The sequence below is a fragment of the Streptomyces sp. NPDC041108 genome (assembly GCF_055592645.1).
Genome location: NZ_JBVIYK010000003.1, coordinates 329,231 through 353,227, shown reverse-complemented (window position 1 = coordinate 353,227; position 23,997 = coordinate 329,231). Strand labels below are relative to the sequence as shown.

21 protein-coding genes are annotated in these 23,997 nt (G+C 71.7%); 12 read left to right on the top strand and 9 right to left on the bottom strand.

The window, feature by feature from the left end; translation table 11 throughout:
• Positions 1-54: 54 nt before the first annotated feature.
• On the bottom strand, positions 55-1,722 hold the full coding sequence (locus ACZ6BB_RS11125; RefSeq protein ID WP_471614987.1) for a fumarate hydratase: 1,668 nt from the start codon (positions 1,720-1,722) through the stop codon (positions 55-57).
• 168 nt (positions 1,723-1,890) lie between these two features.
• On the opposite strand from ACZ6BB_RS11125, the gene ACZ6BB_RS11120 reads away from it, so the two are divergent.
• Complete coding sequence (locus ACZ6BB_RS11120; RefSeq protein ID WP_471614986.1) at positions 1,891-2,616, top strand: DUF1707 SHOCT-like domain-containing protein; 726 nt, start codon at positions 1,891-1,893, stop codon at positions 2,614-2,616.
• A gap of 173 nt (positions 2,617-2,789) precedes the next feature.
• Entirely contained in the window at positions 2,790-3,167 is a 378-nt protein-coding gene (locus ACZ6BB_RS11115; RefSeq protein WP_319239298.1) for a WhiB family transcriptional regulator, read from the top strand.
• Between the two features lie 252 nt (positions 3,168-3,419).
• On the opposite strand, the gene glpX is transcribed toward ACZ6BB_RS11115, so the two are convergent.
• Complete coding sequence (gene glpX, locus ACZ6BB_RS11110) at positions 3,420-4,454, bottom strand: class II fructose-bisphosphatase (protein WP_005480703.1); 1,035 nt, start codon at positions 4,452-4,454, stop codon at positions 3,420-3,422.
• A 125-nt stretch (positions 4,455-4,579) separates the two neighbouring features.
• On the opposite strand from glpX, the gene ACZ6BB_RS11105 reads away from it, so the two are divergent.
• Positions 4,580-5,098: a DUF4245 domain-containing protein gene (locus tag ACZ6BB_RS11105; RefSeq protein ID WP_471614985.1), complete on the top strand. Its 519-nt coding sequence runs from the start codon at positions 4,580-4,582 to the stop codon at positions 5,096-5,098.
• 130 nt (positions 5,099-5,228) lie between these two features.
• Here the strand turns inward: ACZ6BB_RS11105 and ACZ6BB_RS11100 are convergent, their stop codons facing one another.
• The 3 genes from ACZ6BB_RS11100 to xseA form a co-directional block, all read right to left on the bottom strand.
• Positions 5,229-5,819, bottom strand: a complete 591-nt coding sequence (locus ACZ6BB_RS11100) for a malonic semialdehyde reductase (protein ID WP_275456302.1) — start codon at positions 5,817-5,819, stop codon at positions 5,229-5,231.
• A gap of 159 nt (positions 5,820-5,978) precedes the next feature.
• The gene (locus ACZ6BB_RS11095) at positions 5,979-6,263 is read right to left on the bottom strand and encodes an exodeoxyribonuclease VII small subunit (protein ID WP_471614984.1); all 285 of its coding nucleotides are present in this window, start codon (positions 6,261-6,263) and stop codon (positions 5,979-5,981) included.
• Positions 6,264-6,273: 10 nt separating this feature from the next.
• The gene (gene xseA / locus ACZ6BB_RS11090) at positions 6,274-7,506 is read right to left on the bottom strand and encodes an exodeoxyribonuclease VII large subunit (RefSeq protein WP_471614983.1); all 1,233 of its coding nucleotides are present in this window, start codon (positions 7,504-7,506) and stop codon (positions 6,274-6,276) included.
• Positions 7,507-7,814: 308 nt separating this feature from the next.
• Between xseA and ACZ6BB_RS11085 the strand changes: the two genes are divergently transcribed.
• The gene (locus ACZ6BB_RS11085) at positions 7,815-8,825 is read left to right on the top strand and encodes a 4-hydroxy-3-methylbut-2-enyl diphosphate reductase (RefSeq protein ID WP_471614982.1); all 1,011 of its coding nucleotides are present in this window, start codon (positions 7,815-7,817) and stop codon (positions 8,823-8,825) included.
• A gap of 141 nt (positions 8,826-8,966) precedes the next feature.
• The gene (gene ppgK, locus ACZ6BB_RS11080) at positions 8,967-9,713 is read left to right on the top strand and encodes a polyphosphate--glucose phosphotransferase (protein WP_471614981.1); all 747 of its coding nucleotides are present in this window, start codon (positions 8,967-8,969) and stop codon (positions 9,711-9,713) included.
• 50 nt (positions 9,714-9,763) lie between these two features.
• Here ppgK and ACZ6BB_RS11075 read toward each other — a convergent pair whose 3' ends face one another.
• Positions 9,764-10,354 carry a DUF6542 domain-containing protein gene (locus tag ACZ6BB_RS11075; protein WP_471614980.1) on the bottom strand — a complete coding sequence of 197 codons (591 nt, stop codon included), beginning with the start codon at positions 10,352-10,354 and terminating at the stop codon, positions 9,764-9,766.
• Between the two features lie 430 nt (positions 10,355-10,784).
• On the opposite strand from ACZ6BB_RS11075, the gene ychF reads away from it, so the two are divergent.
• A complete protein-coding gene (gene ychF / locus ACZ6BB_RS11070) occupies positions 10,785-11,873 on the top strand; it encodes a redox-regulated ATPase YchF (protein ID WP_471614979.1) in 1,089 nt (362 codons plus the stop codon).
• Positions 11,874-12,143: 270 nt separating this feature from the next.
• Here ychF and ACZ6BB_RS11065 read toward each other — a convergent pair whose 3' ends face one another.
• Positions 12,144-13,250: a threonine synthase gene (locus ACZ6BB_RS11065; RefSeq protein ID WP_471614978.1), complete on the bottom strand. Its 1,107-nt coding sequence runs from the start codon at positions 13,248-13,250 to the stop codon at positions 12,144-12,146.
• Between the two features lie 287 nt (positions 13,251-13,537).
• Between ACZ6BB_RS11065 and ACZ6BB_RS11060 the strand changes: the two genes are divergently transcribed.
• The 6 genes from ACZ6BB_RS11060 to ACZ6BB_RS11035 all read left to right on the top strand — a co-directional run bounded on the left by ACZ6BB_RS11060 (position 13,538) and on the right by ACZ6BB_RS11035 (position 20,933).
• Entirely contained in the window at positions 13,538-14,740 is a 1,203-nt protein-coding gene (locus ACZ6BB_RS11060) for a DUF4190 domain-containing protein (RefSeq protein WP_471614977.1), read from the top strand.
• Between the two features lie 147 nt (positions 14,741-14,887).
• The gene (locus ACZ6BB_RS11055; protein ID WP_471614976.1) at positions 14,888-15,640 is read left to right on the top strand and encodes a GntR family transcriptional regulator; all 753 of its coding nucleotides are present in this window, start codon (positions 14,888-14,890) and stop codon (positions 15,638-15,640) included.
• A 446-nt stretch (positions 15,641-16,086) separates the two neighbouring features.
• The gene (locus tag ACZ6BB_RS11050) at positions 16,087-16,293 is read left to right on the top strand and encodes an SPOR domain-containing protein (RefSeq protein ID WP_471614975.1); all 207 of its coding nucleotides are present in this window, start codon (positions 16,087-16,089) and stop codon (positions 16,291-16,293) included.
• A gap of 44 nt (positions 16,294-16,337) precedes the next feature.
• A complete protein-coding gene (locus tag ACZ6BB_RS11045) occupies positions 16,338-16,742 on the top strand; it encodes a (deoxy)nucleoside triphosphate pyrophosphohydrolase (RefSeq protein ID WP_059079252.1) in 405 nt (134 codons plus the stop codon).
• Positions 16,743-17,369: 627 nt separating this feature from the next.
• Positions 17,370-17,777, top strand: coding sequence for an ATP-binding protein (locus ACZ6BB_RS11040; RefSeq protein ID WP_471614974.1), 408 nt, complete (start codon positions 17,370-17,372; stop codon positions 17,775-17,777).
• 336 nt (positions 17,778-18,113) lie between these two features.
• Positions 18,114-20,933 carry a SpoIIE family protein phosphatase gene (locus ACZ6BB_RS11035; protein WP_471614973.1) on the top strand — a complete coding sequence of 940 codons (2,820 nt, stop codon included), beginning with the start codon at positions 18,114-18,116 and terminating at the stop codon, positions 20,931-20,933.
• A gap of 29 nt (positions 20,934-20,962) precedes the next feature.
• On the opposite strand, the gene ACZ6BB_RS11030 is transcribed toward ACZ6BB_RS11035, so the two are convergent.
• Complete coding sequence (locus ACZ6BB_RS11030; protein ID WP_471614972.1) at positions 20,963-22,843, bottom strand: serine/threonine-protein kinase; 1,881 nt, start codon at positions 22,841-22,843, stop codon at positions 20,963-20,965.
• Positions 22,844-23,217: 374 nt separating this feature from the next.
• Positions 23,218-23,997, bottom strand: a complete 780-nt coding sequence (locus tag ACZ6BB_RS11025) for a succinate dehydrogenase/fumarate reductase iron-sulfur subunit (protein WP_471614971.1) — start codon at positions 23,995-23,997, stop codon at positions 23,218-23,220.

The following is a 23,997-nucleotide window of genomic DNA, read 5'->3' as shown; positions in this document are numbered from 1 at the left end:
TCGCCCCGGTCGTTTCCACGTCCGGGGCGAACGGGACCCGCTACCGGTCCTCCACTACGCCGGCCCGGGCCCCCGGACCGGGATCGTCGTGAACGTCGGGGCCGGGGCCGGGTCCTTGAAGAAGTCGTTGCCCTTGTCGTCGACGACGATGAACGCCGGGAAGTCCTCGACCTCGATCTTCCAGACGGCCTCCATGCCGAGCTCCTCGTACTCGACGACCTCGACCTTCTTGATGCAGTCCTGGGCGAGGCGGGCCGCGGGGCCGCCGATGGAGCCCAGGTAGAAGCCGCCGTGCGAGCCGCACGCGTCCGTGACCTGCTGCGAGCGGTTGCCCTTGGCCAGCATCACCTTGGACCCGCCCGCCGCCTGGAACTGCTCCACGTACGAGTCCATGCGCCCGGCCGTCGTCGGACCGAAGGAGCCGGAGGCGTACCCCTCGGGGGTCTTCGCCGGGCCGGCGTAGTACACCGGGTGATCCTTCAGGTACTGCGGCATCTCCTCACCCGCGTCGAGCCGCTCCTTGATCTTGGCGTGCGCGATGTCACGGGCGACGACCAGCGGCCCGCTGAGGGACAGCCGGGTCTTGACCGGGTACTTCGTCAGCTCGGCGAGGATGTCGTCCATCGGCTGGTTGAGGTCGATCTTCACGACGTCGCCGGCCTCGTCGAGGTGCTCGTCCGTGGTGTCCGGCAGGAACCGCGCCGGGTCGGTCTCCAGCTGCTCCAGGAACACACCCTCGGCGGTGATCTTCGCGACGGCCTGCCGGTCGGCCGAGCAGGACACGGCGATGGCCACCGGGCAGGACGCGCCGTGGCGGGGGAGGCGGACCACGCGCACGTCGTGGCAGAAGTACTTGCCGCCGAACTGCGCGCCGATCCCGATCCTCTGCGTCAGCTCGAAGACCTTCTCCTCCAGCTCCTTGTCCCGGAAGCCGTGCCCGAGCGGCGACCCCTCGGCCGGGATCTCGTCCAGGTAGTGCGCGGAGGCGTACTTCGCCGTCTTCAGCGCGTACTCGGCGCTCGTACCGCCCACCACGATCGCCAGGTGGTACGGCGGGCACGCGGCCGTACCCAGCGAACGGATCTTCTCCTCCAGGAACTTCATCATGGAGGACTCGTTCAGGACGGCCTTCGTCTCCTGGTACAGGAACGACTTGTTGGCCGACCCGCCGCCCTTGGCCATGAACAGGAACTTGTAGGCGCCGCCGTCGGTGGCGTACAGCTCGATCTGCGCCGGCAGGTTCGACCCGGTGTTCTTCTCCTCCCACATGGTGAGCGGAGCCATCTGCGAGTAGCGCAGGTTCAGGTTCAGGTAGGCGTCGTAGATGCCCTGGGACAGGGCCCGCTCGTCCCCGCCCTCGGTGAGCACGTTCTGCCCGCGCTTGCCCATGACGATCGCCGTACCCGTGTCCTGGCACATGGGCAGCACACCGGCGGCCGCGATGTTCGCGTTCTTCAGCAGGTCCAGGGCGACGAACTTGTCGTTGCCGGACGCCTCGGGGTCGTCGATGATCCGGCGGAGCTGCGCGAGGTGCGCCGGCCGCAGATAGTGCTGGATGTCGTGGATCGCCTCGGCGGCCAGCTTGCGCAGCGCCTCCGGCTCCACCTTGAGGAACGTGCGTCCGTCGGCCTCGAAGGTGGAGACACCCTCGGAGGTCACCAGCCGGTACGGGGTGGTGTCCTCTCCCATGGGGAGCAGATCGGTGTACTCGAACTCAGGCATGTCGCCCATTCCTCACTCGACAAAACAGCGCGGCTGACCTCCGTTGGCAGCGTCCACCAGCGTAGAACCTGGCCGGGAGGGCGGGCTTGTGAGGTAAGGCTCAGTTCGGCGCCCCGGAGTTGTCCACACCCCTGGTCGCGATCTATCGCGAGTGGGTAATCTGCTGTCGTGGACCTTCAGAAGCGCCCCACCCAGCAACCGCCGTTGCCGTCCGCCGAGCTGCGCGCATCCGACGCCGACCGCGACCGGATCGCCGACCTCCTGCGCGACGCCCTCGCCGAGGGCCGCCTCACCGCCGATGAGCACTCCGAGCGGGTCGAGGGCGTGCTCGCCGCCAGGACGGTGGGCGAGCTGGACGTCTTCGTACGGGACCTGCCGGCCGGCCAGGCGGTCCGCAGGGCGGCGCCCGCGTATGTGCCGCCGGTCTCCTCCGTGCCCAACCGCCCGACGCCCGGCGCCATCCCCCTCGACCCCGACGACCGCCTGATGGCCGTGTTCAGCGCCTCGATGCGCAAGGGCCGCTTCCGGGCCGGCCGGCGCATCCACGCGTACGCGATATTCGGCAGTGTCGAGATAGACCTCAGCGAGGCGATATTCGAGCACCGGCAGGTCATGATCAAGGCGGTCTCGGTCTTCGGCAGCGTCGAGGTCCGCGTCCCGGAGAACGTCTCGCTGCGCGGCAGCGGCGGCGGCATCCTCGGCAACTTCGAGGTGCACGCGCTGGATTCGGGCGAGACCGACGCCCCGGTGGTCTATGTCGACGGCCTGGCCGTCCTCGGGAACATCGAGGCGAGACCGAAGCGGGGGAAGATGATCGCCGACCTCCTCGGCCGGGTCGGTGACCATCTCGCCCGCCGGGTGGACGATCATTTGCGCAGGCACCAGGATCGTTGACGTGTGTGAATTCGGCCTCGCCCGGTCATGACCCGAGGGGGCGGGTCCGGTTGTGGCCGTGGGGTGTGGGCGGCGAATTCCAGCGGATCGGGACTCAGTGCATAGGCCCGCGCACAGCGGGTAGGCCTTGCTGCATCGTCTCTCGCTCGCGAAGCCGTCGTCAGGAGTAGACCGTGCTGCATCCGCCGCATTCGTCTCTGCAGGTCGCTGCTGTTCCGCCCCAGCGGGTGCCAGTGCGAGACAGGGACCAGGACGCCCCGTGGCACACGGAGGCCGTGTGCCGGCGTGACGAGGCCGGGCTGTTCTTCGCCCCCTCCAAGGAACCCACCGCGTCCCGGCTCTCCCGCGAGGAAGCCGCCAAGCGCGTCTGCGCCCGCTGTCCCGTCATGGTCGAGTGCCGGGAACACGCACTCCTGCAACCCGAGCCCTACGGAGTCTGGGGCGGCCTGACCGCCGCCGAGCGCCGGGTCGTCCTGGCCCGCAGGCGTCGCCGGGACGTGGAACTGCAGAAGGCCGCCAGGACGAACGGGACGATAGCCGCGGCCGGTTGACGCCGGCCCGCACCTACATGCCGGAAGGGCGCCCTCTCCGCACAGGAGGGCGCCCTTCCGGCGTCGGGACACCGCCCCGTCAGGGGCCCGGGGAACCGCGCGACCGGCCACGACCAGCCCGCACCCGGCAGGCGGCCGAGGTTCCCCTCTCGCCGGCGTGACCGGTCCTCTCCGGCTTCTCCGGCGTGACCGGCTTCTCCGGCGTGACCGGTCCTCCCCGGTATGACCGGCCTCTCCGGCTGACCGGCGGAGCTACTTGGCCTTCTCGAAGTCGATCGAGCTGTAGGCCCGCAGCTTGCTCAGCCGGTGCGTCGAATCGATCCGCCGCACCGTCCCCGACTTCGACCGCATCACGATCGAGTCGGTCGTCGCCGTCTCCGACCGGTACCGCACACCCCGCAGCAGCTCCCCGTCCGTGATGCCGGTCGCCACGAAGAACACGTTCTCGCCGGACACCAGGTCATCGGTCGTCAGCACCCGGTCGAGGTCATGGCCCGCGTCGATCGCCCGCTGCCGCTCCGCGTCGTCCTTCGGCCACAACTTGCCCTGGATCGTGCCGCCGAGGCACTTCACCGCACAGGCGGAGATGATGCCCTCGGGCGTGCCGCCCACCCCGAGCAGCAGATCGACACCGGTGCCCTCCCGCAGCGCCAGGATCGAACCCGCGACGTCACCGTCGGAGATCAGCTTGATCCGTGCTCCGGCCTCGCGGATCTCCTTGATGATCCCTTCGTGCCGGGGCCGGTCCAGGATGACCACGGTCACGTCGTCCGGCGCCGACCGCTTGGCCTTGGCGACCCGGCGGATGTTCACGGAGATCGGCGCGTCGATGTCGACGAAGTCGGCCGCCTCCGGCCCGGTGACCAGCTTGTCCATGTAGAAGACGGCCGAGGGGTCGAACATCGTGCCCCGGTCGGCGGCCGCGAGCACGGCGATCGCGTTGGTCATGCCCTTGGCCGTGAGCGTCGTGCCGTCGATCGGGTCGACGGCGATGTCGCACTCCGGGCCGGTGCCGTCACCGACGCGCTCGCCGTTGAAGAGCATCGGGGCCTCGTCCTTCTCGCCCTCCCCGATCACGACGACGCCGTTCATCGACACGGTGGAGACGAGGGTGCGCATGGCGCGCACGGCGGCTCCGTCCGCCCCGTTCTTGTCTCCGCGGCCGACCCAGCGGCCCGCCGCCATCGCGGCCGCCTCGGTCACCCGGACCAGTTCCAGGGCGAGGTTGCGGTCGGGAGCCTCGGAGGGGACTTCCAGTTCGGACGGCAGCTGATGATTCTCGGTCATCGGAGCGCACCTTTCTGATACGACGACGGCCGGATGAGGGTTCGGTCCGACTCTATCGTCAGTCCGACAAAATGAGCAGGGGACCCCACGGATGAGCGGACCGGTGCACCTGCGACGATGAGGACGTGGCAGGTACGAAAGGCAAGCAGACCGTTCGCGACATGGTCCTCTCCCTGGGGCTCATCGTGCTGGCGGCATGGGTCATCTATCTCTTCATCCCGCACGACGAGACCGAGCGGGAACCGAAGCGCGTCGACTACCGCGTCGAACTGCTGACGGCGCGTCGTGCGGCCTCCTACCCGGTGGCCGCGCCCGAAGGGCTGCCGCAGACCTGGAAGGCGACCTCCGTCCGCTTCCGGGGCGACGAGTCGGACCGCTGGCACCTCGGCTTCCACGACCCCGACGGCGAGTACGTGGCGGTCGAACAGTCCGCCGAGAAGCCCTCCCGGTTCATCGAGGACGCCACCCAGGACGCGCGGAAGACCGGCGCCACGCAGGAGATCGGCGACCGGACCTGGACCCGGTACGAGGGTGAGCGCTACGACGCCCTCGTGCTGCGCGGCGAGGGTTCCACGACCGTGGTCACGGGCTCCGCGTCGTTCGACCGGCTGACGAAGATGGCCGAGGCGCTGCGGACGGAGTGACGGCGCGGGTGGTGGACCCGCCGCGAGCGGCGCGGAGGGTGATCCCGCCGAGAGCGGGCGGACGCGGACACGACGAAGGGCCCCGGCGAAATCGCCGGGGCCCTTCGTCCGTACGTGGCGGTACCGGGACTCAGACCGTGGTGACGACGTGGTCGAAGTCGAGGCGCGGGGAGCGCGGGTAGGACGCGCCCTCGCCGGGCCTGCCGATGTTGACCACCATCAGCGGGGTGTGGTCGTCGTCCAGGAACTCCTTCTGGACACCGGCGAAGTCGAAGCCGGTCATCGGGCCGGCGGCCAGGCCGGCGGCGCGGACGCCGATGATGAAGTACGCGGCCTGGAGGGCGGCGTTCATACCGGCGGCCGACTCGCGGGCCGCGCGCTCGGCGAAGAAGAGGTCCTTGGCCTGCGGGAACGCCGGGAACAGGGTCGGCAGTTCCTCGTGGAACTCGTTGTCCGCGGCGAGGATGGCGACCAGCGGGGCGGTGGCCGTCTTGGCCTGGTTGCCCTCGGCCATGTGCGGCACCAGACGCTCACGGGCCTCGGCGGAGCGGACCAGGACGATGCGCAGCGGCGTCTGGTTGAACGCGGTGGGACCGTACTTGACCAGGTCGTAGATCGCCTGCACCTGCTCCTCGGTCACCGGCTCGTCGGTGAACGTGTTCGCGGTGTGGGCCTCACGGAACAGCAGGTCCTGGGCGGCGGGGTCGAGAACGAGGGACATCAGGCAACCTTCGTGCGAGGTGTGGTGTACGGCCCCGACCCTACGCGAAGGAAGTTCAAGGTTCAACCAAAACGGTGTCGTGGTGATCTGCTTCACAACGCCTCGGCGAACGGGGCCCATGCTCCACGAACAACGGGGCCCGTGCTCCACGGGCGGGAGTCACCCGGACCGGCCGTCGTCCCCCGCGTCGCCCCCGTCGTCCTCCGCGAGCGCGGCGTCCAGCCGCTCCCGGGCCCCGTCCAGCCAGCGGCGGCAGACCTTGGCCAGCTCCTCGCCGCGCTCCCAGAGGGCGAGGGACTCCTCCAGCGTCGTACCGCCCGCCTCCAGACGGCGGACGACGTCGATCAGCTCGTCCCGCGCCTGCTCGTACCCCAGGGCGCGCTCGGTCTCGGAGGCCCCGGCCGCCCGGGTCGTCCCGTCGGCCTCGCTCACGTTGCTGGTCATGCGGCCCACCTTATGCGTCCCCTCCGACAGTCCCTGTTCCGTCGACCCGGACGACGAACTCGCCCTCGGCCACCCGCGCCCGCAACGCCTCCTCCGGTCCGGCCTCGCCGGGTGCGCGCACCACATGGCCGTCGGCCCTCTGCAGCACCGCGTACCCCCGCTGGAGCGTCGCCGCCGGGGACAGGGCCACCACGCGCGCGTGCGTGTGCGTCAACTCCGAGACGGCACGATCCAGATGGTGCCCGAGGCAGCGGCGGCCCCGGTCGAGCAGCGAGGCCACGTGGTCGGCGCGCTCGTCGATCATGCGGTGCGGATCCTCCATCGAGGGGCGCGCGAGGGCGTGCGCGAGCCCCCGCTCCTCCCGCTCCACGAACGCCTCCACACAGCGGCGCGCCCGGTCCCGCAGCCACCGCACCCGCTCGTACTCCTCGCCCACGTCCGGCACGACCTTCTTGGCCGCGTCGGTCGGCGTGGACGCGCGCAGGTCCGCCACATAGTCCAGCAGCGGGGTGTCCGGCTCGTGCCCGATCGCCGACACGACCGGCGTACGACAGGACGCGACCGCCCGTACGAGCTGCTCGTCGGAGAACGGCAGGAGGTCCTCCACGCTGCCGCCGCCGCGCGCCACGACGATGACGTCCACGTCGTCCAGCGCGTCCAGCTCCTTCACCGCCCGGACGACCTGGGGCACCGCGTGCACCCCCTGCACGGCGACGTTGCGCACCTCGAAGCGGACGGCCGGCCAGCGCCGCCGGGCGTTCTCCAGCACGTCCCGCTCGGCCGCGGAGGCCCGGCCGCACACCAGCCCGATCAGCTGCGGCAGAAAGGGCAGCGCCTTCTTCCGCTCCGGCGCGAACAGCCCCTCCGCGGCCAGCGACTTCTTCAACTGTTCCAGCCGGGCCAGCAGTTCACCGACCCCGACCGGCTTTATCTCCGTGGCCCGCAACGACAGCTGCCCGCGCGGCGCGTACCACTCCGGCTTCGCCAGGACGACGACCCGGGCGCCCTCGCCGACCACGTCGGCCACGGAGTCGAACACCTGGCGATAGCAGGTCACGCCCACGGAGATGTCGTGCGAGGGGTCCCGCAGCGTGAGGAACACGACGCCCGCGCCCGGACGCCGCGACAACTGCGTGATCTGCCCCTCGACCCACACCGCGCCGAGCCGGTCGATCCAGCCGCCGATGAGGCGGGAGACCTCGCCGACGGGGAGGGGGGATTCGGCGGACGTGTTGAGAGCCATGCGGCCGAGCGTAGCGGCGGGTGCCGACAAGGACGCCTCATGGCTTGGAGGCGCGGGTGGGTCGGCGGGCGGGCGCGGGCCGGTGGGGCTTCTCGCGCGGTTCCCCACGCCCCTGAAGGACAGGCCCTGCGGGCCTGGAAGGCGGCGGGGCTGCGCGCATGAGAAGCACGGGCCGCAGCCCCTGCTTCTCAGGGGCGCGGGGGAACCGCGCGAGCAACCACGAACCACCCGCACCCGCCGACGAACCCCGCACCTCGCCCCCGGCCGCGCCCCCCATCGGCGAAGCCCTCGCCAGGGAACCCCCTACGATGGAGAACATGACCGCTTCGCCTGGCCGCCGCCGTGTCCTCCTCGCCGCCCCGCGCGGCTACTGCGCGGGTGTCGACCGCGCGGTGATCGCCGTCGAGAAGGCCCTGGAGCAGTACGGGGCCCCGATCTACGTCCGCCACGAGATCGTCCACAACAAGTACGTCGTGCAGACGCTGGAGCGGAAGGGCGCCATCTTCGTCGAGCAGACGGAGGAGGTTCCCGAGGGGAACATCGTCATGTTCTCGGCGCACGGCGTCGCCCCGACCGTCCACGACGAGGCCGCGCGCGGCAAGCTCGCCACCATCGACGCCACCTGCCCGCTGGTCACCAAGGTCCACAAGGAAGCGATCCGGTACGCCCAGGACGACTTCGACATCCTCCTGATCGGGCACGAGGGCCACGAGGAGGTCATCGGCACGTCGGGCGAGGCGCCGGACCACATCCAGCTCGTCGACGGCCCCGAGGACGTCGCCAAGGTCGAGGTCCGCGACCCGTCGAAGATCGTCTGGCTCTCCCAGACCACCCTCTCCGTCGACGAGACGATGGAGACGGTCGGCGCGCTCAAGGAGAAGTTCCCGCTGCTCGTCTCGCCGCCCAGCGACGACATCTGCTACGCCACCCAGAACCGCCAGCTCGCCGTGAAGCAGATGGGCGCCGAGGCGGAGCTGGTCATCGTGGTCGGCTCCCGCAACTCCTCCAACTCGGTCCGCCTCGTCGAGGTCGCCAAGCTCGCCGGCTCCCGCGAGGCGTATCTCGTGGACTTCGCGAGCGAGATCGACGAAGCCTGGCTGGAGGGCGTGGAGACCGTCGGCGTCACCTCGGGTGCCTCCGTGCCGGAGATCCTCGTCGAAGAGGTCCTCGAATGGCTCTCCCGGCGCGGCTACGGGGACGTCGAGCTGGTCAAGGCGGCCGAGGAGTCGATCACCTTCTCCCTGCCGAAGGAACTCCGCCGCGACCTGCGAGAAGAGGCCGCGGCCCTGGTCGCCGAGCGCACCGGACAGGGCGCCTGACCCTCCCCGCACCGGCCGTACGGCCCCGGAACGTGAAGGTTCCGGGGCCGTACGCGTGCCAGGACGTGAGGATCCGGTGCCCGACGGCGGCCGGGGCACCTCGGCAACGTGACTGACAGTCGTACGACGTAACGTAGGGCCATGCACATCTTCGGCGTGGACATCGGTGGTTCCGGGATCAAGGGCGCTCCCGTGGACCTGGACCTGGGCGACCTGGCGGACGAGCGACACAAGGTGCTGACCCCGCACCCGGCGACGCCCGACGCGGTCGCCGACGGGGTCAAGGAGGTCGTCGACCACTTCGGCTGGACCGGCCCGGTCGGCATCACCTTCCCCGGCGTGGTCACCGGCGGCGCCACGATCCGGACGGCGGCCAACGTCGACAAGGGCTGGATCGACGTCGACGCCCGCGCCCTGCTGAGCGAGCGGATCGGCGGCCTGCCGGTGACCGTGGTGAACGACGCGGACGCGGCGGGCGTGGCCGAGGTGCAGTTCGGTGCCGGGCGCGGCCGTCAGGGCACGGTCATCCTGCTCACCTTCGGTACGGGCATCGGCAGCGCCGTCTTCTCCGACGGCGTCCTCGTCCCCAACACGGAGCTGGGCCACCTGGAGCTGCACGGCCACGACGCCGAGACCCGCGCCTCCACCAAGGCCAAGGAGGACCACGAGCTGACCTGGGAGCACTGGGCCAAGCGCGTCACCAAGTACCTCGCCCACGTCGAGATGCTCTTCTCGCCCGAACTGTTCATCATCGGCGGCGGCGTCAGCCGCAAGTCGGCGAAGTTCCTGCACCTCATCGAGGGCATCAGGGCGGAGATCGTGCCGGCCCAGCTGCAGAACAACGCGGGCATCGTGGGCGCGGCGATGCGGGCGGCGAAGGCCGGCTAGGAGAGGGCGGCCGCACCGGGCGGGCGCTGGCGGGAGCCCCGGGACACCCCCTAGCGCCCCCGGGGGACGGTGTCGCGCGGCTGGGCCGGGGGCCTCGGAGTCCGCGGCCCGACCGGCCGGTGGCCGTCCGCGGTCCGAGGCCGGACACCGGCCGTCCGGCGCGGAACATCCGCTTCCGGGCTCCGGCGCTGCCCGCCCCGCCCCCCGAGCCGCGCCCGGCCCTGGACCTCCCGGCCGTTCCGCTCGCGCCCCCGCTGCCTCTCCCGCTCGGTGGCCCGCCGGGCCATCAGCCGGAGCTTGCGCACGGTCACGATGACCCCGGCGACCAGCGTGCCGCCGTACAGCCAGCCCGCCTGCATGGCGAGGGCGGTGACCAGGGCCATCAGATGCCCGCCGAGGCCGCCCTCGCCCTCGGCCAGCAGCGGCAGCCCCGCCGCGAAGGCGATCGGTACGACGACGGGGGCGCTCGCCAGGTCACCGCGCCGCACCCACACCGCCGTCAACGCGCTGACCAGCAGGAACAGCACCCCGTACAGGACCGGCGACGCGCCGAACAGCAGCCGGTCGAGGCCGGCGAGCACGAACATCGCCAGCCCGCAGAACAGCCCGCAGCCCAGGTCGGTGAGGCGTGGATTCGGCATCCGGCGCACGGCCCGTGCGACGCTCCGCACGGCTTGGACCGGTGGTGGTACGGGCCCGCGCGCGACCGGAGCACGTGCCGGCACGCCCGCGCCGGGCACCCGTCCCGCTCTCCCCGCCTGCGGGGGAAGAGGCGGGACTCCCGGTCGCGGCCCGGTCCGAGGGGTGTGCGGGGACTGCGTCCTCTGCTGCTGCTCCACTCGTCCAACTTAGGTCGGTTAATGTGCCGAATGGGTTCACAGACACGCCGTTGAGCGGACCTTGGCCAAGCGTTCGATACCTCGCCGGACCGGGTGTCGGCACGCCGTAAACTGGGGGATCGGCCGGCCCTCCGGCCGCTGGGGCACGATCCGCCGGACTGGCCTCAGGCCCCAGGCCACGCCGCTCCAGCCCCCGGCCGCCTGGCCCTCCTACGTACGGGAAGTCGCAAACGTGTCGCTCACGATCGGAATCGTCGGTCTGCCCAACGTCGGCAAGTCGACCCTGTTCAACGCCCTGACCAAGAACGACGTGCTGGCGGCCAACTACCCGTTCGCCACGATCGAGCCGAACGTCGGCGTGGTGGGCGTCCCGGACGAGCGCCTGACCAAGCTGGCCGAGATCTTCAGCTCGCAGCGCGTCCTCCCGGCGACCGTCGACTTCGTCGACATCGCGGGCATCGTGCGCGGCGCCAGCGAGGGCGAGGGCCTCGGCAACAAGTTCCTCGCGAACATCCGCGAGTCGGACGCGATCTGCCAGGTCATCCGCGCCTTCCAGGACGAGAACGTCGTGCACGTCGACGGCAAGGTCTCGCCCAAGGACGACATCGAGACGATCAACACCGAGCTGATCCTCGCCGATCTGCAGACCATCGAGAAGGTCCTGCCGCGTCTCCAGAAAGAGTCGCGCATCAAGAAGGACATCGCCCCGAAGGTCGCCGCGGTCGAGGCCGCCAAGGAGATCCTGGAGAAGGGCGACACTCTCTTCTCACAGGGCATCGTGCAGGGCTCCGGCAACGAGGAGCTCCTCCACGACCTGCACCTGCTCACCACCAAGCCGTTCCTGTACGTCTTCAACGTCGACGAGGACGAGCTGACCGACGAGGACTTCAAGAACGAGCAGCGCGCGCTGGTGGCCCCCGCCGAGGCGATCTTCCTCAACGCCAAGCTGGAGCAGGACCTCGCCGAGCTGGACGACGAGGACGCCATGGAACTCCTGGAGTCGGTCGGCGCCGAGGAGCCGGGCCTGGCCACCCTCGCCCGCGTCGGCTTCGACACCCTGGGCCTGCAGACCTACCTCACGGCCGGCCCCAAGGAATCCCGCGCCTGGACCATCAAGAAGGGCGCCACCGCCCCCGAGGCCGCCGGTGTCATCCACACCGACTTCCAGAAGGGCTTCATCAAGGCCGAGGTCATCTCCTTCGCCGACCTCGTCGAAACGGGCTCGGTCGCCGAGGCCCGCGCCAAGGGCAAGGCCCGCATGGAGGGCAAGGACTACGTGATGCAGGACGGGGACGTCGTCGAGTTCCGCTTCAATGTGTAGTGGGTGACGTATCACCACTTCGCTGATCTGGTGAACATGCAGGTCAAACAGGGTCCGGCTCTGCGGAGTCGGGCCCTTGGTCTTTCCCGTGCTGGGATGATGCTGGGACGGGACGAGCGTGCTCGTGCTGTCGCACGCCGGAGTCGACGTGACGATGCTGGAGCGATCGGGGGCCCCCTCGGGACCGGAAGGGGGCTGCTACTGACCCCCGCCCCACGACCCCCCGCCCCCCGACCCACGGCCACGGGCCGCGGCGGGGCCCTCGCTCCCTCAGCTCTCCGCCAGCCCCGTCTTCAACCCGGCGCCGCACAGCGGCACCACCGCCGTGCGCGACCCCAGCGCCCCCTCCCGTACGGCCGCCCAGCAGGCCACGCCCGTGGACTCGACGTACAGGCCGCGGGAGGCCAGGTCGCGTTGGGCGTGGCGGAGCTGGTCCTCGGTCACGGTGAGGAACGTGCCGCCGGAGTCGCGGACCGCGCGGAGGATCTGGCGGGCCCGGGGCGGGCGGGGGATGGCGATGCCCTCGGCCAGGGTGGGAGCCGTGGCGGTGTTCCCGACCAGGTCGTCGGCGCCCTCGGTCCAGGCGTGGGCCAACGGCGCGACGGCGGCCGACTGTACGGCGCACAGGGCCGGGCGGCGGTCGATGAGGCCCGCCGCGTGCAGCTCGGTCACGGCGAGGGCCGCGCCCAGCAGCAGCGTGCCGTTGCCGACGGGGACGACGATCACCTCGGGGAGCCGGCCGCCGAGGTCCTCCCACAGTTCGTGGACGTAGGTCTTGGTGCCGTGCAGGAAGTACGGGTTGTAGACGTGCGAGGCGTAGAAGACGCCGTCCGCGTCCGCCGCCTCCCGGGCCGCGCGAGCCGTGGCCTCGCGGCCGCCGTCGACGATGTGGAGCTGCGCGCCGTGCGCCCCGATCTGCTCCAGCTTCTTGTCCGACGTGCCGGCCGGGATGTACACCGTGCAGGGCAGCGCGGCCCGGGCGCAGTACGCGGCGACCGCCGTACCCGCGTTGCCGCTGCTGTCGGCGATCACCCGGCGGGGTCCGAGCCGTAGCGCCAGTTCGGCCAGGAGCACCGCGCCCCGGTCCTTGAAGGAGAGCGTCGGCATCAGGAAGTCGAGCTTGGCCCGGATGCCGTCCTTCAGCTCGACGAGCGGTGTCCGGCCCTCGCCGAGGGAGACCGTGGGGGAGGCCAGGGGGAGGCATTCCGCGTAGCGCCAGAGCGAGTTCACGCGGCCGGCCAGGGACTTGAGCGGTGCGGGTGTGGGCGCGAAGTCCAGATCCAGGGGGCCGCGGCAGGCCGGGCAGCACCAGGCGAGGGAGGCGGCGGGGACGCGTGTGCCGTCCGTCGGGCAGAAGCGATCCGGCAGAGGGGTCATGGGCGAAGGGTAGTGGCGTCGGCCGGGGTGACCGGGACGATCGGTGACGGTGCGTCATGGTGGTGCGGGACCGGCGGTGGGTGCGCACCGGGTGATCCGCAGCGGCCGGGGCAGGGCGTCACGGCTCCTCTCCGTCCCTTCCCGGTACCGCCCCCGCCCCCCCCGTACCGCCCCCGCCCCCCCCGTACCGCCCCCGCCCCCCGTGTCGCCCACCCCTGTCGGCCGCTTACCATGCGCCAAGTCGTACGTCAGTTCCCACCCGCTCGGCGCAAGGAGCACCTGTACCCGTGGCCACCCCTCCGCCCGTCGGCCCCCAGCCACCTCAGGGCGGTGGCCCCGTCCCGCCGCCGGGGCAGCCGTACTCGCACGCGGTGCCTCCCCGGGGCCCGGGACAGGCGTGGGGTCAGGCATGGGGACGGGCGTACCCGGTGCCGCCTTCCGCCCCGCCCGTCAACGGGTTCGCGATCGCCGCGCTCGTGCTCGGGGTGCTGTGCTTCCTGCCGGGTGTCGGGCTGCTCCTGGGGGTCGTCGCGCTGGCGCAGATCCGTAGGAAGGGGGAGCGCGGCAAGGGCATGGCGGTGGCCGGAATCGTGCTCTCGACGATCGGCGCGCTGCTGATGACGCTCGCGTTCACCACGGGCGGCGCGCGCGACGCGTGGGACGGCCTGCGTGACGCGGCGAGCGGCGTCGGCGGCACCTTCTCGGTGGCCACGGGCGAGTGCTTCGACACACCGACCGGCACTCTGGAGGGCTACACGGCCGACGTCGACGTCGTGCCGTGCGACGGGGAGCACGACGCCGAGGTGTTCGCCGGCTTCGCGCTGCCGGACGGCCCCTACCCGGGCGACGACGCGGTCGCGGAAGCCGCCGACGACCGGTGCTACGCGCGCTCGGAGTCCTACGTGATGGACCCCTGGGCGTTTCCGGCCGACGTAGACGTCTACTACTTCACGCCGACCCGGCAGAGCTGGCGGTACGGCGACCGCGAGATCACCTGCATGCTGGGCAACACGGACCCAGAGGGCAGTCTGACCGGCTCGCTGCGGCAGGACGAGACGACCCTCGACGACGACCAGTTCGCCTTCCTGAAGGCCGGCGCGATCCTGGACGACGCCTTCGACGGGGTGCCCGACACGGAGTACGTCGAGGACGACCTGGCCGGGCACAAGGCGTGGGCGTCGCAGGTGGTCCGGGCCCTGGAGCGGCAGACGACGGCCTTGCGCGCCCACGACTGGGAGCCCGACGCCGAGCAGGCGGTCGCGGACTACACCGAGGCTTTGGACCGGGCCCGCCGGGAGTGGGAGGCGGCGAACGGGGCGAGGGACGCCGACGGCTTCACCGACCACTGGGACAAGGCGCACCGGCTGACCGACGGCCCGAAGGTGGTCACCGCCCGCGAGGCTCTGGGGCTGGCCACGGAGGCACCGGCGTACGACGGTGAAGGCGCCGGCGGGGGCGGCGACGAGGGCAGGGCCGACGCGCAGGTGTGACCGCCCCCAGAGTGGGGAGAAAATGCCTGCACAGGGCCCTCACGGCATGCATGTCATCACATCGAGTGATTCTCTGGCCTTTGCTTGCATGGTCGAACCCACGGTTGCCACGCTGTTGCTGTCTGTACAACCTGATGGGAGTGGCCAGTGACTTTCGGTGAGCAGCCGGCCTATTTGCGTGTCGCGGGTGATCTCCGGAGGAAGATCGTGAACGGATCGCTGCCGCCGCACACCCGCCTTCCCTCCCAGGCCCGTATCCGCGAGGAGTACGGCGTGTCGGACACGGTGGCGCTGGAGGCCCGCAAGGTGCTCATGGCCGAGGGACTGGTGGAGGGCCGCTCCGGCTCGGGGACGTATGTGCGCGAGCGGCCGGTGCCGCGCCGGGTCGCCCGTTCCGGGTTCCGGCCCGCGGGCGGCGCCACACCCTTCCGGCAGGAGCAGGCCGACCATGCGGCGCGTGGCACCTGGGAGTCGCGCAGCGAGCAGGTCGAGGTGGGCCGGACGATCGCCGAGCGGCTCGCGATCCAGGTCGGCGACCGCGTGATGTGCACGCGGTACACGTTCCGGGACGCGGGGGAGATCATGATGCTCTCCACCTCCTGGGAGCCCCTCGCCCTCACGGGCCGCACGCCCGTGATGCTTCCAGAGGAGGGCCCTCTCGGGGGCATGGGTGTCGTCGAGCGCATGGCGGCGATCGACGTCGTCGTCGACAACGTCACCGAGGAGGTCGGCGCCCGCCCCGGCCTCGCCGAGGAGTTGCTCGCTCTCGGTGGCGTGCCCGGGCATGTCGTCCTGGTCGTCCAGCGCACCTACTTCGCCTCCGGCCGTCCGGTGGAGACGGCGGACGTGGTGGTCCCGGCGGACCGCTACCAGGTGGCGTACCACCTGCCGGTGAAGTGAGGGCGGGCGGTCGCCCGTCCGGGAGAGCCGCCCGTTCCGCGAGTACGGGACGGTGACATGGGCATGGGTCAAGTAGTCCTTGCTGGTGGGAAGTTGGAGTTGTCGGAGCCTCGGGGGCGCCGTCCGAACGTAGTTCGAATTCGGTCGTTCTTGCCGCCGGGTCCCGAAGACGCCCGGTAGCGGCCCGTTTGACGCGAACGGCACGGGGCCGCTGCTCGTCGGAGCGCTGGGGGGCGTGCGAGTGGTGATCGACGGCGCGTTCGACGGGGTGCGACCGCCTTGCCTTGGCTGGTTGCGTACCTCTTTGTGAAAAGACAGATTCGCTGCGTGAAGGTTAGGCGTACGCTCGGGCATATGCGGATTGCGGTTTCCTTAGGTGACGGGGCGCGGCGGCATCCGGGGGCGGGACCTGGGCGGGCCGGAGCGGGAAGGAGCGGTGGGGGTCGATGAACGACGGCACGATCACGCTTCCCTGGCTCGTCGTACGGCAGGACGACAACGGCAATCGCTACCGGGTGGGCAGGTACGCGACGCGTGCCGAGGCCCAGCAGATCGCGGACAGTCTCGACAGTCGCGGCCACAAACAGCTCTACTGGGTCGAACGTATCGGGCAGAACGGCCAGGGCCAGAACGGGCACGGCGGGACCAACTGATTCACCCCGCCCGGCGTCCGTGTCCGCTCCCGTAGGCTCCGCGCATGACCGAACCGATCGTGGTGGTGGGAGCCGCTCTGCTGAGCGACGGGCGACTGCTCGCCGCACGTCGCAGCGCACCGCCTGAGCTGGCCGGACGTTGGGAACTGCCGGGCGGCAAGGTGGAGCCCGGCGAGTCGCCCGAGCAGGCGCTCGTAAGGGAGCTGCGTGAGGAGCTGGGCGTCGAGGCGAAGTCCGCGGAGCGGGTGCCCGGCGAATGGACCGTACGGCCGGGGTATGTGCTGCGGGTCTGGATCGCGCATCTGCTGTCCGGCGAGCCCCGCCCGCTGGAGGACCATGACGAACTGCGGTGGCTGACCCTGGACGAGGTGTGGGACGTCGACTGGCTGGACCAGGACGTGCCGGCCGTGATGGAGGTGGCGCGGGTGGCCTGGGGCGACGGGGGCTGAGCGCTCGGCCCTGATGTGCAGTGTGTCGTTGGGGCCCGGGTCGGGTGTCCGCCCCGGGGTGGTTTCCCGTCGTGCGTCGTGCGTCGCGAGCCGTGCGCCAGGGGCTGGGGGCCGGGCGCCGCCGGGTCGGGCGCGCCGCCTTCCGTAGGTCGCGCGGACCTCGCTGTCTCGCCACCTCCCGTCGGACGCGCGGACTTTCCTCCCTCGCCGCCGTGTAGGTCCACTCCGGGCGGCCTTCTTGTCTCGTGCCGTGCGTCGTCGATCGGTCCATGCCGATATCGGCCGATCTGCTCCGGCTGGCCTGGCCCGGCCTGGCCTGGTCCGGGTCGTGCGGCTCCGCTCGGGATGGCCGCGGTGCGTCCCGGCCGGGTGCGTCCCGTCCCACCCCGTTTCCGGCAGTGCCGTCGCTTCGACCCTGGGTGCCCCTCCCCGTCGGTGAGTATCGTGGCTGCGGGTCCAGTGCGGCCGGTCGCGTGGTTCTCCGTGCTTCTCGCGGGCCCGTCGTGGGTGTGCTCCCTACGCCGTTCGTGCCACAGTGCGCCCTCGTGCGCGGTACTTCGGGAGGGATATCGGGTATGTGCCCCTTAACCCCATGAAACCGGACAGGGCCTGCTTCTGGACTGGGAAGTGATCGGCGTGATCGACAGCGGAGACGGCCGCGCCGAGTGGACCTTTCCCGCGGAGCCGGGGGCGGTGCGCGACGCTCGCGCGGTGGTGCGGAGGCAGCTGCGCGAATGGGATCTCGACGCGCTCGGGGACATCACCGTCCTGTTGGTGAGCGAGTTGGTGACCAATGCGCTGCGGCACGCGACGGGACCCATCGGGGTGCGGCTCGTGCGTCCCTCCGGCCCCGCGGGCGCACTCCTGGTCGAGGTTTCCGATCCACTGCCCGATCCGCCCCGCGAACGCGCGGCCGATGTGGACGACGAGAGCGGACGGGGCCTGCAGTTGGTGGCCTGTTCGTCGCGGGCCTGGGGTACCCGCCCCGGGGAAGCGGGCAAGACGGTCTGGTTCGAACTCGCGGTTCCCGGCTGAGCGGTCCGGTCGGTGTGCATCGGTGTACATCGGTGTACGGAGTGAAGAACCCGGTGCACGACGGGAGTCCACGGCGTACGGTCCGGGGGAGGGGCGGCTCCCCGGGGCGCGCGTGCGACCGGCTGGTTCAAGCCAGTAGGGCTGGCTGGAGTCTTTGATTCGAGAGGGCACCGCCTGGTTAGAAGACTTGGGACTATGTTCCGGCCGGTCCAAAAATGATCGGGACCGTGCTGTGATCGTGAACACCGTGTTGCGCGGCGCCGTAGTGCTGGATACTGCGGGCAGCCGCCCCTGGTGACCGAAGCCGGACGCGGTGAGCTGGAGGGGACGGTTCGCGTGAGCGAGATACCAGCGAAGGCCACGAAGTCCACGGGTTCCCGGAATCCGTCGGACCGCGCGAGGCCCGAGGCCGCAGACGATTCCGGCCTGGGCGGAGCCACGCGCGACGGCGGGCCCGTGCGTGACGAGGCGGGCGACGCTCATCCGGGCCGTGTGGCCGGGAATCGTGGGCCGGAAAGGCGGCCGTCCGGGGAGCGGGCGGGTGCGGGGCGACCGTCCGACGCGCGTACCGGTGACACCGGCGGGTCCGGTGGGGCCGAGGTCGGCGCGCGTGTCATGGGTGGTCACGGCACCGGGGACTCGATGTGGCAGACCAGCGCGCCGGGCTCCATCTACGACTACATCAAGGTCGCCTCGTTCTCGATCGGTCCTGACGGGCTCGTCGACCAGTGGAGCCTGCGCGCCGAGCAGTTGTTCGGCATATCCGCCGGGCAGGCCGTGGGGATGGACCCCATCGAGGCGTTCATCGATCCCGACCGGCGCGAAGAGGGCCAGCGGAAAATGGCCGAGGTCCTCGACGGCCGGGAGTGGACCGGTGTGGTCCCCTTCCGGGTGCCGGGTCCCGACGGGACGGAGGGGCTCGCCGAGGTCTACGTGATGCCCACCACCGTGGAGGGCGGCGAACGGGCCGCCGTGTGCATCGTCGTGGACGTCCGGACCCTGCGTCGGATAGAGACCGACCTTGCCGCTTCGCAGGCGATTTTCGGCCAATCCCCGTTCGGTTTCCTGCTGATAGACACCGATCTTCAGGTGCGGCGCGCCAACCAGCGTTTCGCCTCCATCTACGGCGGCGACGTCGACGACCACCGCGGCCGGGGCGTCCACGACTATCTGCAGTCCCCGGAGGCCGAGCGGGTCGAGGCCACCCTGCGCCGCGTCCTGGAGACCGGCGACTCGATCACCGACATGCACATCACGGGCTTCGTGCCCGGTTCCGACGAGCGCCGCCACTGGTCCGTCAACCTCTACCGCGTACACAGCGGCACCGGCCGCCCCATCGGCATCGCCTGGCTCGCCACGGACATCACGGCCCGTCGCTCCGCCGCCCGTGAGGCCGCGGCCGCCCGGCGCAACCTCGCCCTCCTCAACGAGGCCGGCTCACGCATCGGCAACTCCCTCGACCTGGAGACGACCGCCCGCGAACTCCTCGACGTCGTCGTCCCCGGCTTCTGCGACCTGGCCGCCGTCGACCTCTACCAGGGCCTCCTGGTGGGTGACGAGACCCCGCCCGGACTCGCCGACGGCAGCGCCGAACTGCGCCGGGTCGCCTTCGCCAGCGCCGTCTCCGACGCGCCCTTCGTCGGCGGTCCCGCCCCCGTACGGGTGGGCGCGGTCCACCACTACCCGTTCAACTCACCCTGCGCGGACGCCCTGCGCACCGCCCGCCCGCAGGAGGTGCCGGAGGAGGGCAACCTCATCCAGTCGACGCTCGCCGTGCCGATGGTGGCGCACGACACCGTCGTCGGACTCGTGCAGTTCTCCCGTACCAAGGGCAGCGAGCCGTTCGGCGAACGCGACCGCGGTCTGGCCGTCGAGCTGGCCGCACGCGCCGCCGTCTGTATCGACAACGCGCGCCTCTACCGCCGTGAGCACGAACGCGCCCTCATCCTGCAGCGCTCCCTGCTGCCGCCGGGCGACCCCGAGGCATCCGGGCTCGACATCGCCTGCCGTTATCTGCCGGGCAACGCGGCCACCGAGGTCGGTGGGGACTGGTTCGACGTCATCGAACTCCCCGGGCACCGCACGGCACTCGTCGTCGGCGACGTGATGGGCCGCGGACTGCGGGCCGCGGTGGCGATGGGCGAACTTCGTACGGCCGTTCGTACGTTGGCTCTGCTGGACCTCGAACCCGCCGAGGTCCTCTCGGCACTCGACGAGATCGCCCGTGGCCTCGGCACCCCCGGCGGCGGCCAGTCGGCCTCCCGCACCTCCTCCAGCCGCCCCCGCGACAAGGACCTCTCCGAGGTCTACCTCGCCACCTGCGTCTACGCCGTCTACGACTCGGTGACCCGCCGCTGCACCTTCGCCAACGCGGGTCATCTGCCGCCGGTGCTGGTCGAGCCCGGCGAGGGCGCGCTGATGCTCGACGTGCCGCCCGGCATGCCGCTGGGCGTCGGCGGCGAGCCGTTCGAGGAGGTGGAGGTCGAACTACCCGAAGGCGCACTGTTGGCGCTCTACACGGATGGACTGGTCGAATCCCGTGACCATCCCCTCGACGAGGGCCTCCAGGCGTTCGTCGGCGCGCTCACGGACCCCGACCAGCCGCCCACCTCGCTGCGCGCCGACACGCCCCGGTCGCTGGAGGACGTCTGCGACCACGTCCTCAACACCCTCGACACCCACCACGGCGAGGACGACATCGCGCTGCTGATGGCCCGTGTCCAGGGGCTGCCGGAGGACTCCGTCGGCGACTGGACCCTGCCGCGTGAGCCGCGCAGCGTGGGCCGCGCCCGCGAGTACGCCCGCGGCCGGCTGCAGGCCTGGGACCTGGAACCCCTCATCGACACGGCGGAACTGCTGGTCAGCGAACTGGTGACCAACGCGCTGCGGTACGGCGAAGGGGAGATACGGCTTCGGCTCCTCCTCGACAGGACGCTGGTCTGCGAGGTGTGGGACGCGGGACTCGTGCAGCCCCGCCGGCGCCGGGCCCGTGACACCGACGAGGGCGGGCGCGGGCTGCAGCTCGTCGGCCTGCTGTCCGCCGCGTGGGGGTCCCGCCGTACGCCCCGAGGCAAGACCGTGTGGTTCGAACTGCCGCTGCCGGGCGGGGAACACGGGCTGACCGATCCGGCGGAGGCGTTGCTGAGCCTGTTCTAGGGGCGAGGGGCCGGGGGTCCTCGCCCTGGTCAGAACTGGCCGCCCGCCGCTCTGCGGGCGCGGGTCGCCGTTCCGCCGTAGCAGGCGGGACCTCTCAGATCGGCCCGGCCGTCCCCGTCGGGGGGCCCGCCGAGGACGATGCCGCCCAGCAGAGCGCCGGCCAGGCCGCCGCCGACCGGGCCGCCGTACGGGTTGCCGTACGCCCGGACGTCCTGCTCGGCGAGGTGCCGGGCCTCCTGGGCGAGGGCGTGGGCCCGCCGGGCGTCCTCGGTGGCGTCGGCGCCCTCGTCCGGCCCGGCCGGATCCTTCGGCACCGCCCCCGTCAGATGCCGTTCCGCCTCCGACAGTCTGATCCTGGCAGGCGCCCCCACCGCCGCCCGGTGCGTGGTGATGAAGTCGGCCGCGGCGGCGACCGCGCTGTGGGCCGGGAGGAACCAGCGGCCCTGGCCCTGGAGGACGTCGAAGGGGTCGTCGTACGGGCCGCTGGAGCGGGCGCCCTGCGCGGCGGTCACCGCGGCGTGCGCCAGCTCGGCGGCGAGCCGCTCCACCCCGGTCACGAACAGGTCCGCCTGCTCGATCGCGCCCTCGGCGGCCCGCAGGTGTACGGCGGCGATCCGCAGGTCGCCGGGATAGGCGGCCTGGCGGGCCCGGTTCAGCTCGGTGGTGGCGAAGACCAGGCGGTCCTTGGCCTGTTCGACATGGCCGGTGACGGGGAGCGAGGCGGCCGGGACGTATGCCTCGCGCAGCGCGGTGAGAGTGCCGGCCGATGCCGCCGTACGGGCGGCCAGCTCGCGGAAGCGGGCCTCCGCGCACTCCAGGGCGGGGGTGATGTCCCACTCCAGAGCCCTGAGTTGGTCGAAGGCGGGCGTCGCCGTGTCCAGCCGCCGCTGTGCGGTCGTGCAGCGGGTGAGGATCTCCTCCAGCAGTGCGCGTTCCTCGTCGGGCGGCAGGGCACCGCGCTCCTCCTCCAGCCGCAGACCCGCCCGGCAGGCCCCCACCAGCTCCCGCCGTGCGTCCGCCAACGCCTCCACGAACGGCTGCACCGCGTCCCGCCCCGCGGGGGTCTCGGCGAAGGCCATGGCCGGGTCGAGCGCGATCGCGGGCTCCCACTGCGGCTGGGCGGACTCGGCCGCCGCCGGGCCGTGGGGGTGCGGGTCGGCGTCCGCGACGGGGCGCCCCTCCTCGGGCGGCTGCCGCGGTGGTTCGGCCTCCGGGCGCGGACGGGGCTCGCTCTCGTCGGCGGGGCTCTGCGGAGCGTCCGTGAGGGGCTCGGCGGCGTCCTGGTCCCCGGGCCGTTCCGAGGACGGCTCGGCGGCGGCGCGGCCCGGGCGGGCCGCCGCGAAACGGAGTTCCTCGGCGCTGGTGCGGACGCTGTCGTCGGTCTCCACGACGAGCCGCAGGGCCCGGTGGTGGAGGTCTGGCAGCGGGCTGGACACCGGTTCGAAAACGCCGGCCGGCGTCGTCCCCGACCGGGCACGGCGCCGGCGTCGTACGAGCGAGTACGCGGCCACGGCGACAGCCGCACCCGCGGCGGCCACCGGCAGGATCAGATCCGTCCCGGACGCCTCCTCGTCCACCGGCGCCTCGCCGGCGAAGGGCGCCGCGGGCCGCGCGCCGACGGCCGGAGGAGCGAGCGGGGCTGCGGCGGCCGGGCCACCGGACCGGCCGCTGTCGTCGTCCGGGCTCATCGGGGGCTCGCCGGCGCCCGGGGGCGCGGACCGGGCCGGACCGGCCGGACGCACGGGGGGACCGTGTCCCACGGTCGTCACGCCACGCGCGGACGGCCTGAACGGCTCGTCGCGGTCCGGGGCGGTGGGCCGTACGCCCGCCGCGGGAGTCGTGTCGGCGTGGCGGCCCGTGGGCTGCCCTTCGGCCGGCTCCGTTGCTGTGGGCAGCAGAAGCCAGGCCATGGCTGCGAGCCCTCCGAAGACGGCGTGTGCCAGGCGCACGGCTATGTGCGACGTGGCGCCCCGCGGTCGGTTCGTTCTCAGACGCGACGTCACATTTGGGAGCGTATGGCCCTCCTCGCGCGGTCGCGAGTGGGATGCGGCGGAGTGGGGGAGATGAGGCCCCTGGCGGTGGTGAGGGCCGGCCCTGATCGCCTCCGTCGCGAGGAGGAGGCGGCACGCCAGGCTGACGACCATCGGGAGCGGGGCCCTCGCGGCCCGCCCCGGCCGTGCCACCACCCGGTGACGCCGGTGACGCCGGTGATGCCGGTGGCGCCACCGGCGCTCGGGCGGGGCCCGCGGCGACCGTGATGCTCAGGTGGTGACGCGCGCTCCCCTCACCCCGTCGAGGACCGCCTCCTGATCTTCGACCCCAGCCACACCAGCGGGTCGTACTTGCGGTCCACGGCACGTTCCTTCAGCGGGATCAGCGCGTTGTCCGTGATCTTGATGCCCTCGGGGCAGACCTCGGTGCAGCACTTGGTGATGTTGCAGTAGCCGAGACCGTGTTCGTCCTGGGCCGTCCTCTTGCGGTCCAGGCCGGTGTCCTCCGCCGCGTCCAGCGGGTGCATGTCCAGTTCCGCGACACGCATGAGGAAGCGCGGACCCGCGAAGGCCGGCTTGTTCTCCTCGTGGTCGCGCACGACATGGCAGGTGTCCTGGCACAGGAAGCACTCGATGCACTTCCGGAACTCCTGCGGACGGTCCACGTCCTCCTGCATCATGCGGTACTCGCCCGGACCGAGCTTCTCCGGCGGTACGAAGGCCGGGACCTCACGCGCCTTGGCGTAGTTGAACCCCACGTCCGTGACCAGGTCGCGCACGACCGGGAAGGCCCGCAGCGGCGTGACGGTGATCGTCTCGTCCCGCTCGAACACCGACATCCGCGTCATGCACATCAGGCGGGGGCGGCCGTTGATCTCGGCGGAACACGAACCGCACTTGCCCGCCTTGCAGTTCCAGCGGACGGCGAGGTCGGGCGTCTGGGTCGCCTGGAGGCGGTGGATGATGTCGAGGACCACCTCGCCCTCGTTCACCTCGACCTTGAAGTCCTGCAGTCCGCCGCCCTGAACGTCTCCGCGCCACACCCTGAAGCCGGCCTCGTAGCTGCCGCTCAT

Bases quoted from the DNA above. Each gene is read 5' to 3' on its own strand.
- ACZ6BB_RS11085 (WP_471614982.1), top strand. From the start codon at position 7,815: ATGGAGAACATGACCGCTTCGCCTGGCCGCCGCCGTGTCCTCCTCGCC.
- xseA (WP_471614983.1), bottom strand. From the start codon at position 7,506: ATGGCTCTCAACACGTCCGCCGAATCCCCCCTCCCCGTCGGCGAGGTC.
- ACZ6BB_RS11025 (WP_471614971.1), bottom strand. From the start codon at position 23,997: ATGAGCGGCAGCTACGAGGCCGGCTTCAGGGTGTGGCGCGGAGACGTT.
- ACZ6BB_RS11045 (WP_059079252.1), top strand. From the start codon at position 16,338: ATGACCGAACCGATCGTGGTGGTGGGAGCCGCTCTGCTGAGCGACGGG.
- ACZ6BB_RS11075 (WP_471614980.1), bottom strand. From the start codon at position 10,354: ATGCCGAATCCACGCCTCACCGACCTGGGCTGCGGGCTGTTCTGCGGG.
- ACZ6BB_RS11030 (WP_471614972.1), bottom strand. From the start codon at position 22,843: ATGGCCTGGCTTCTGCTGCCCACAGCAACGGAGCCGGCCGAAGGGCAG.
- ACZ6BB_RS11050 (WP_471614975.1), top strand. From the start codon at position 16,087: ATGAACGACGGCACGATCACGCTTCCCTGGCTCGTCGTACGGCAGGAC.
- ACZ6BB_RS11100 (WP_275456302.1), bottom strand. From the start codon at position 5,819: ATGTCCCTCGTTCTCGACCCCGCCGCCCAGGACCTGCTGTTCCGTGAG.
- ppgK (WP_471614981.1), top strand. From the start codon at position 8,967: ATGCACATCTTCGGCGTGGACATCGGTGGTTCCGGGATCAAGGGCGCT.
- ACZ6BB_RS11095 (WP_471614984.1), bottom strand. From the start codon at position 6,263: ATGACCAGCAACGTGAGCGAGGCCGACGGGACGACCCGGGCGGCCGGG.
- ACZ6BB_RS11065 (WP_471614978.1), bottom strand. From the start codon at position 13,250: ATGACCCCTCTGCCGGATCGCTTCTGCCCGACGGACGGCACACGCGTC.
- ACZ6BB_RS11125 (WP_471614987.1), bottom strand. From the start codon at position 1,722: ATGCCTGAGTTCGAGTACACCGATCTGCTCCCCATGGGAGAGGACACC.
- glpX (WP_005480703.1), bottom strand. From the start codon at position 4,454: ATGACCGAGAATCATCAGCTGCCGTCCGAACTGGAAGTCCCCTCCGAG.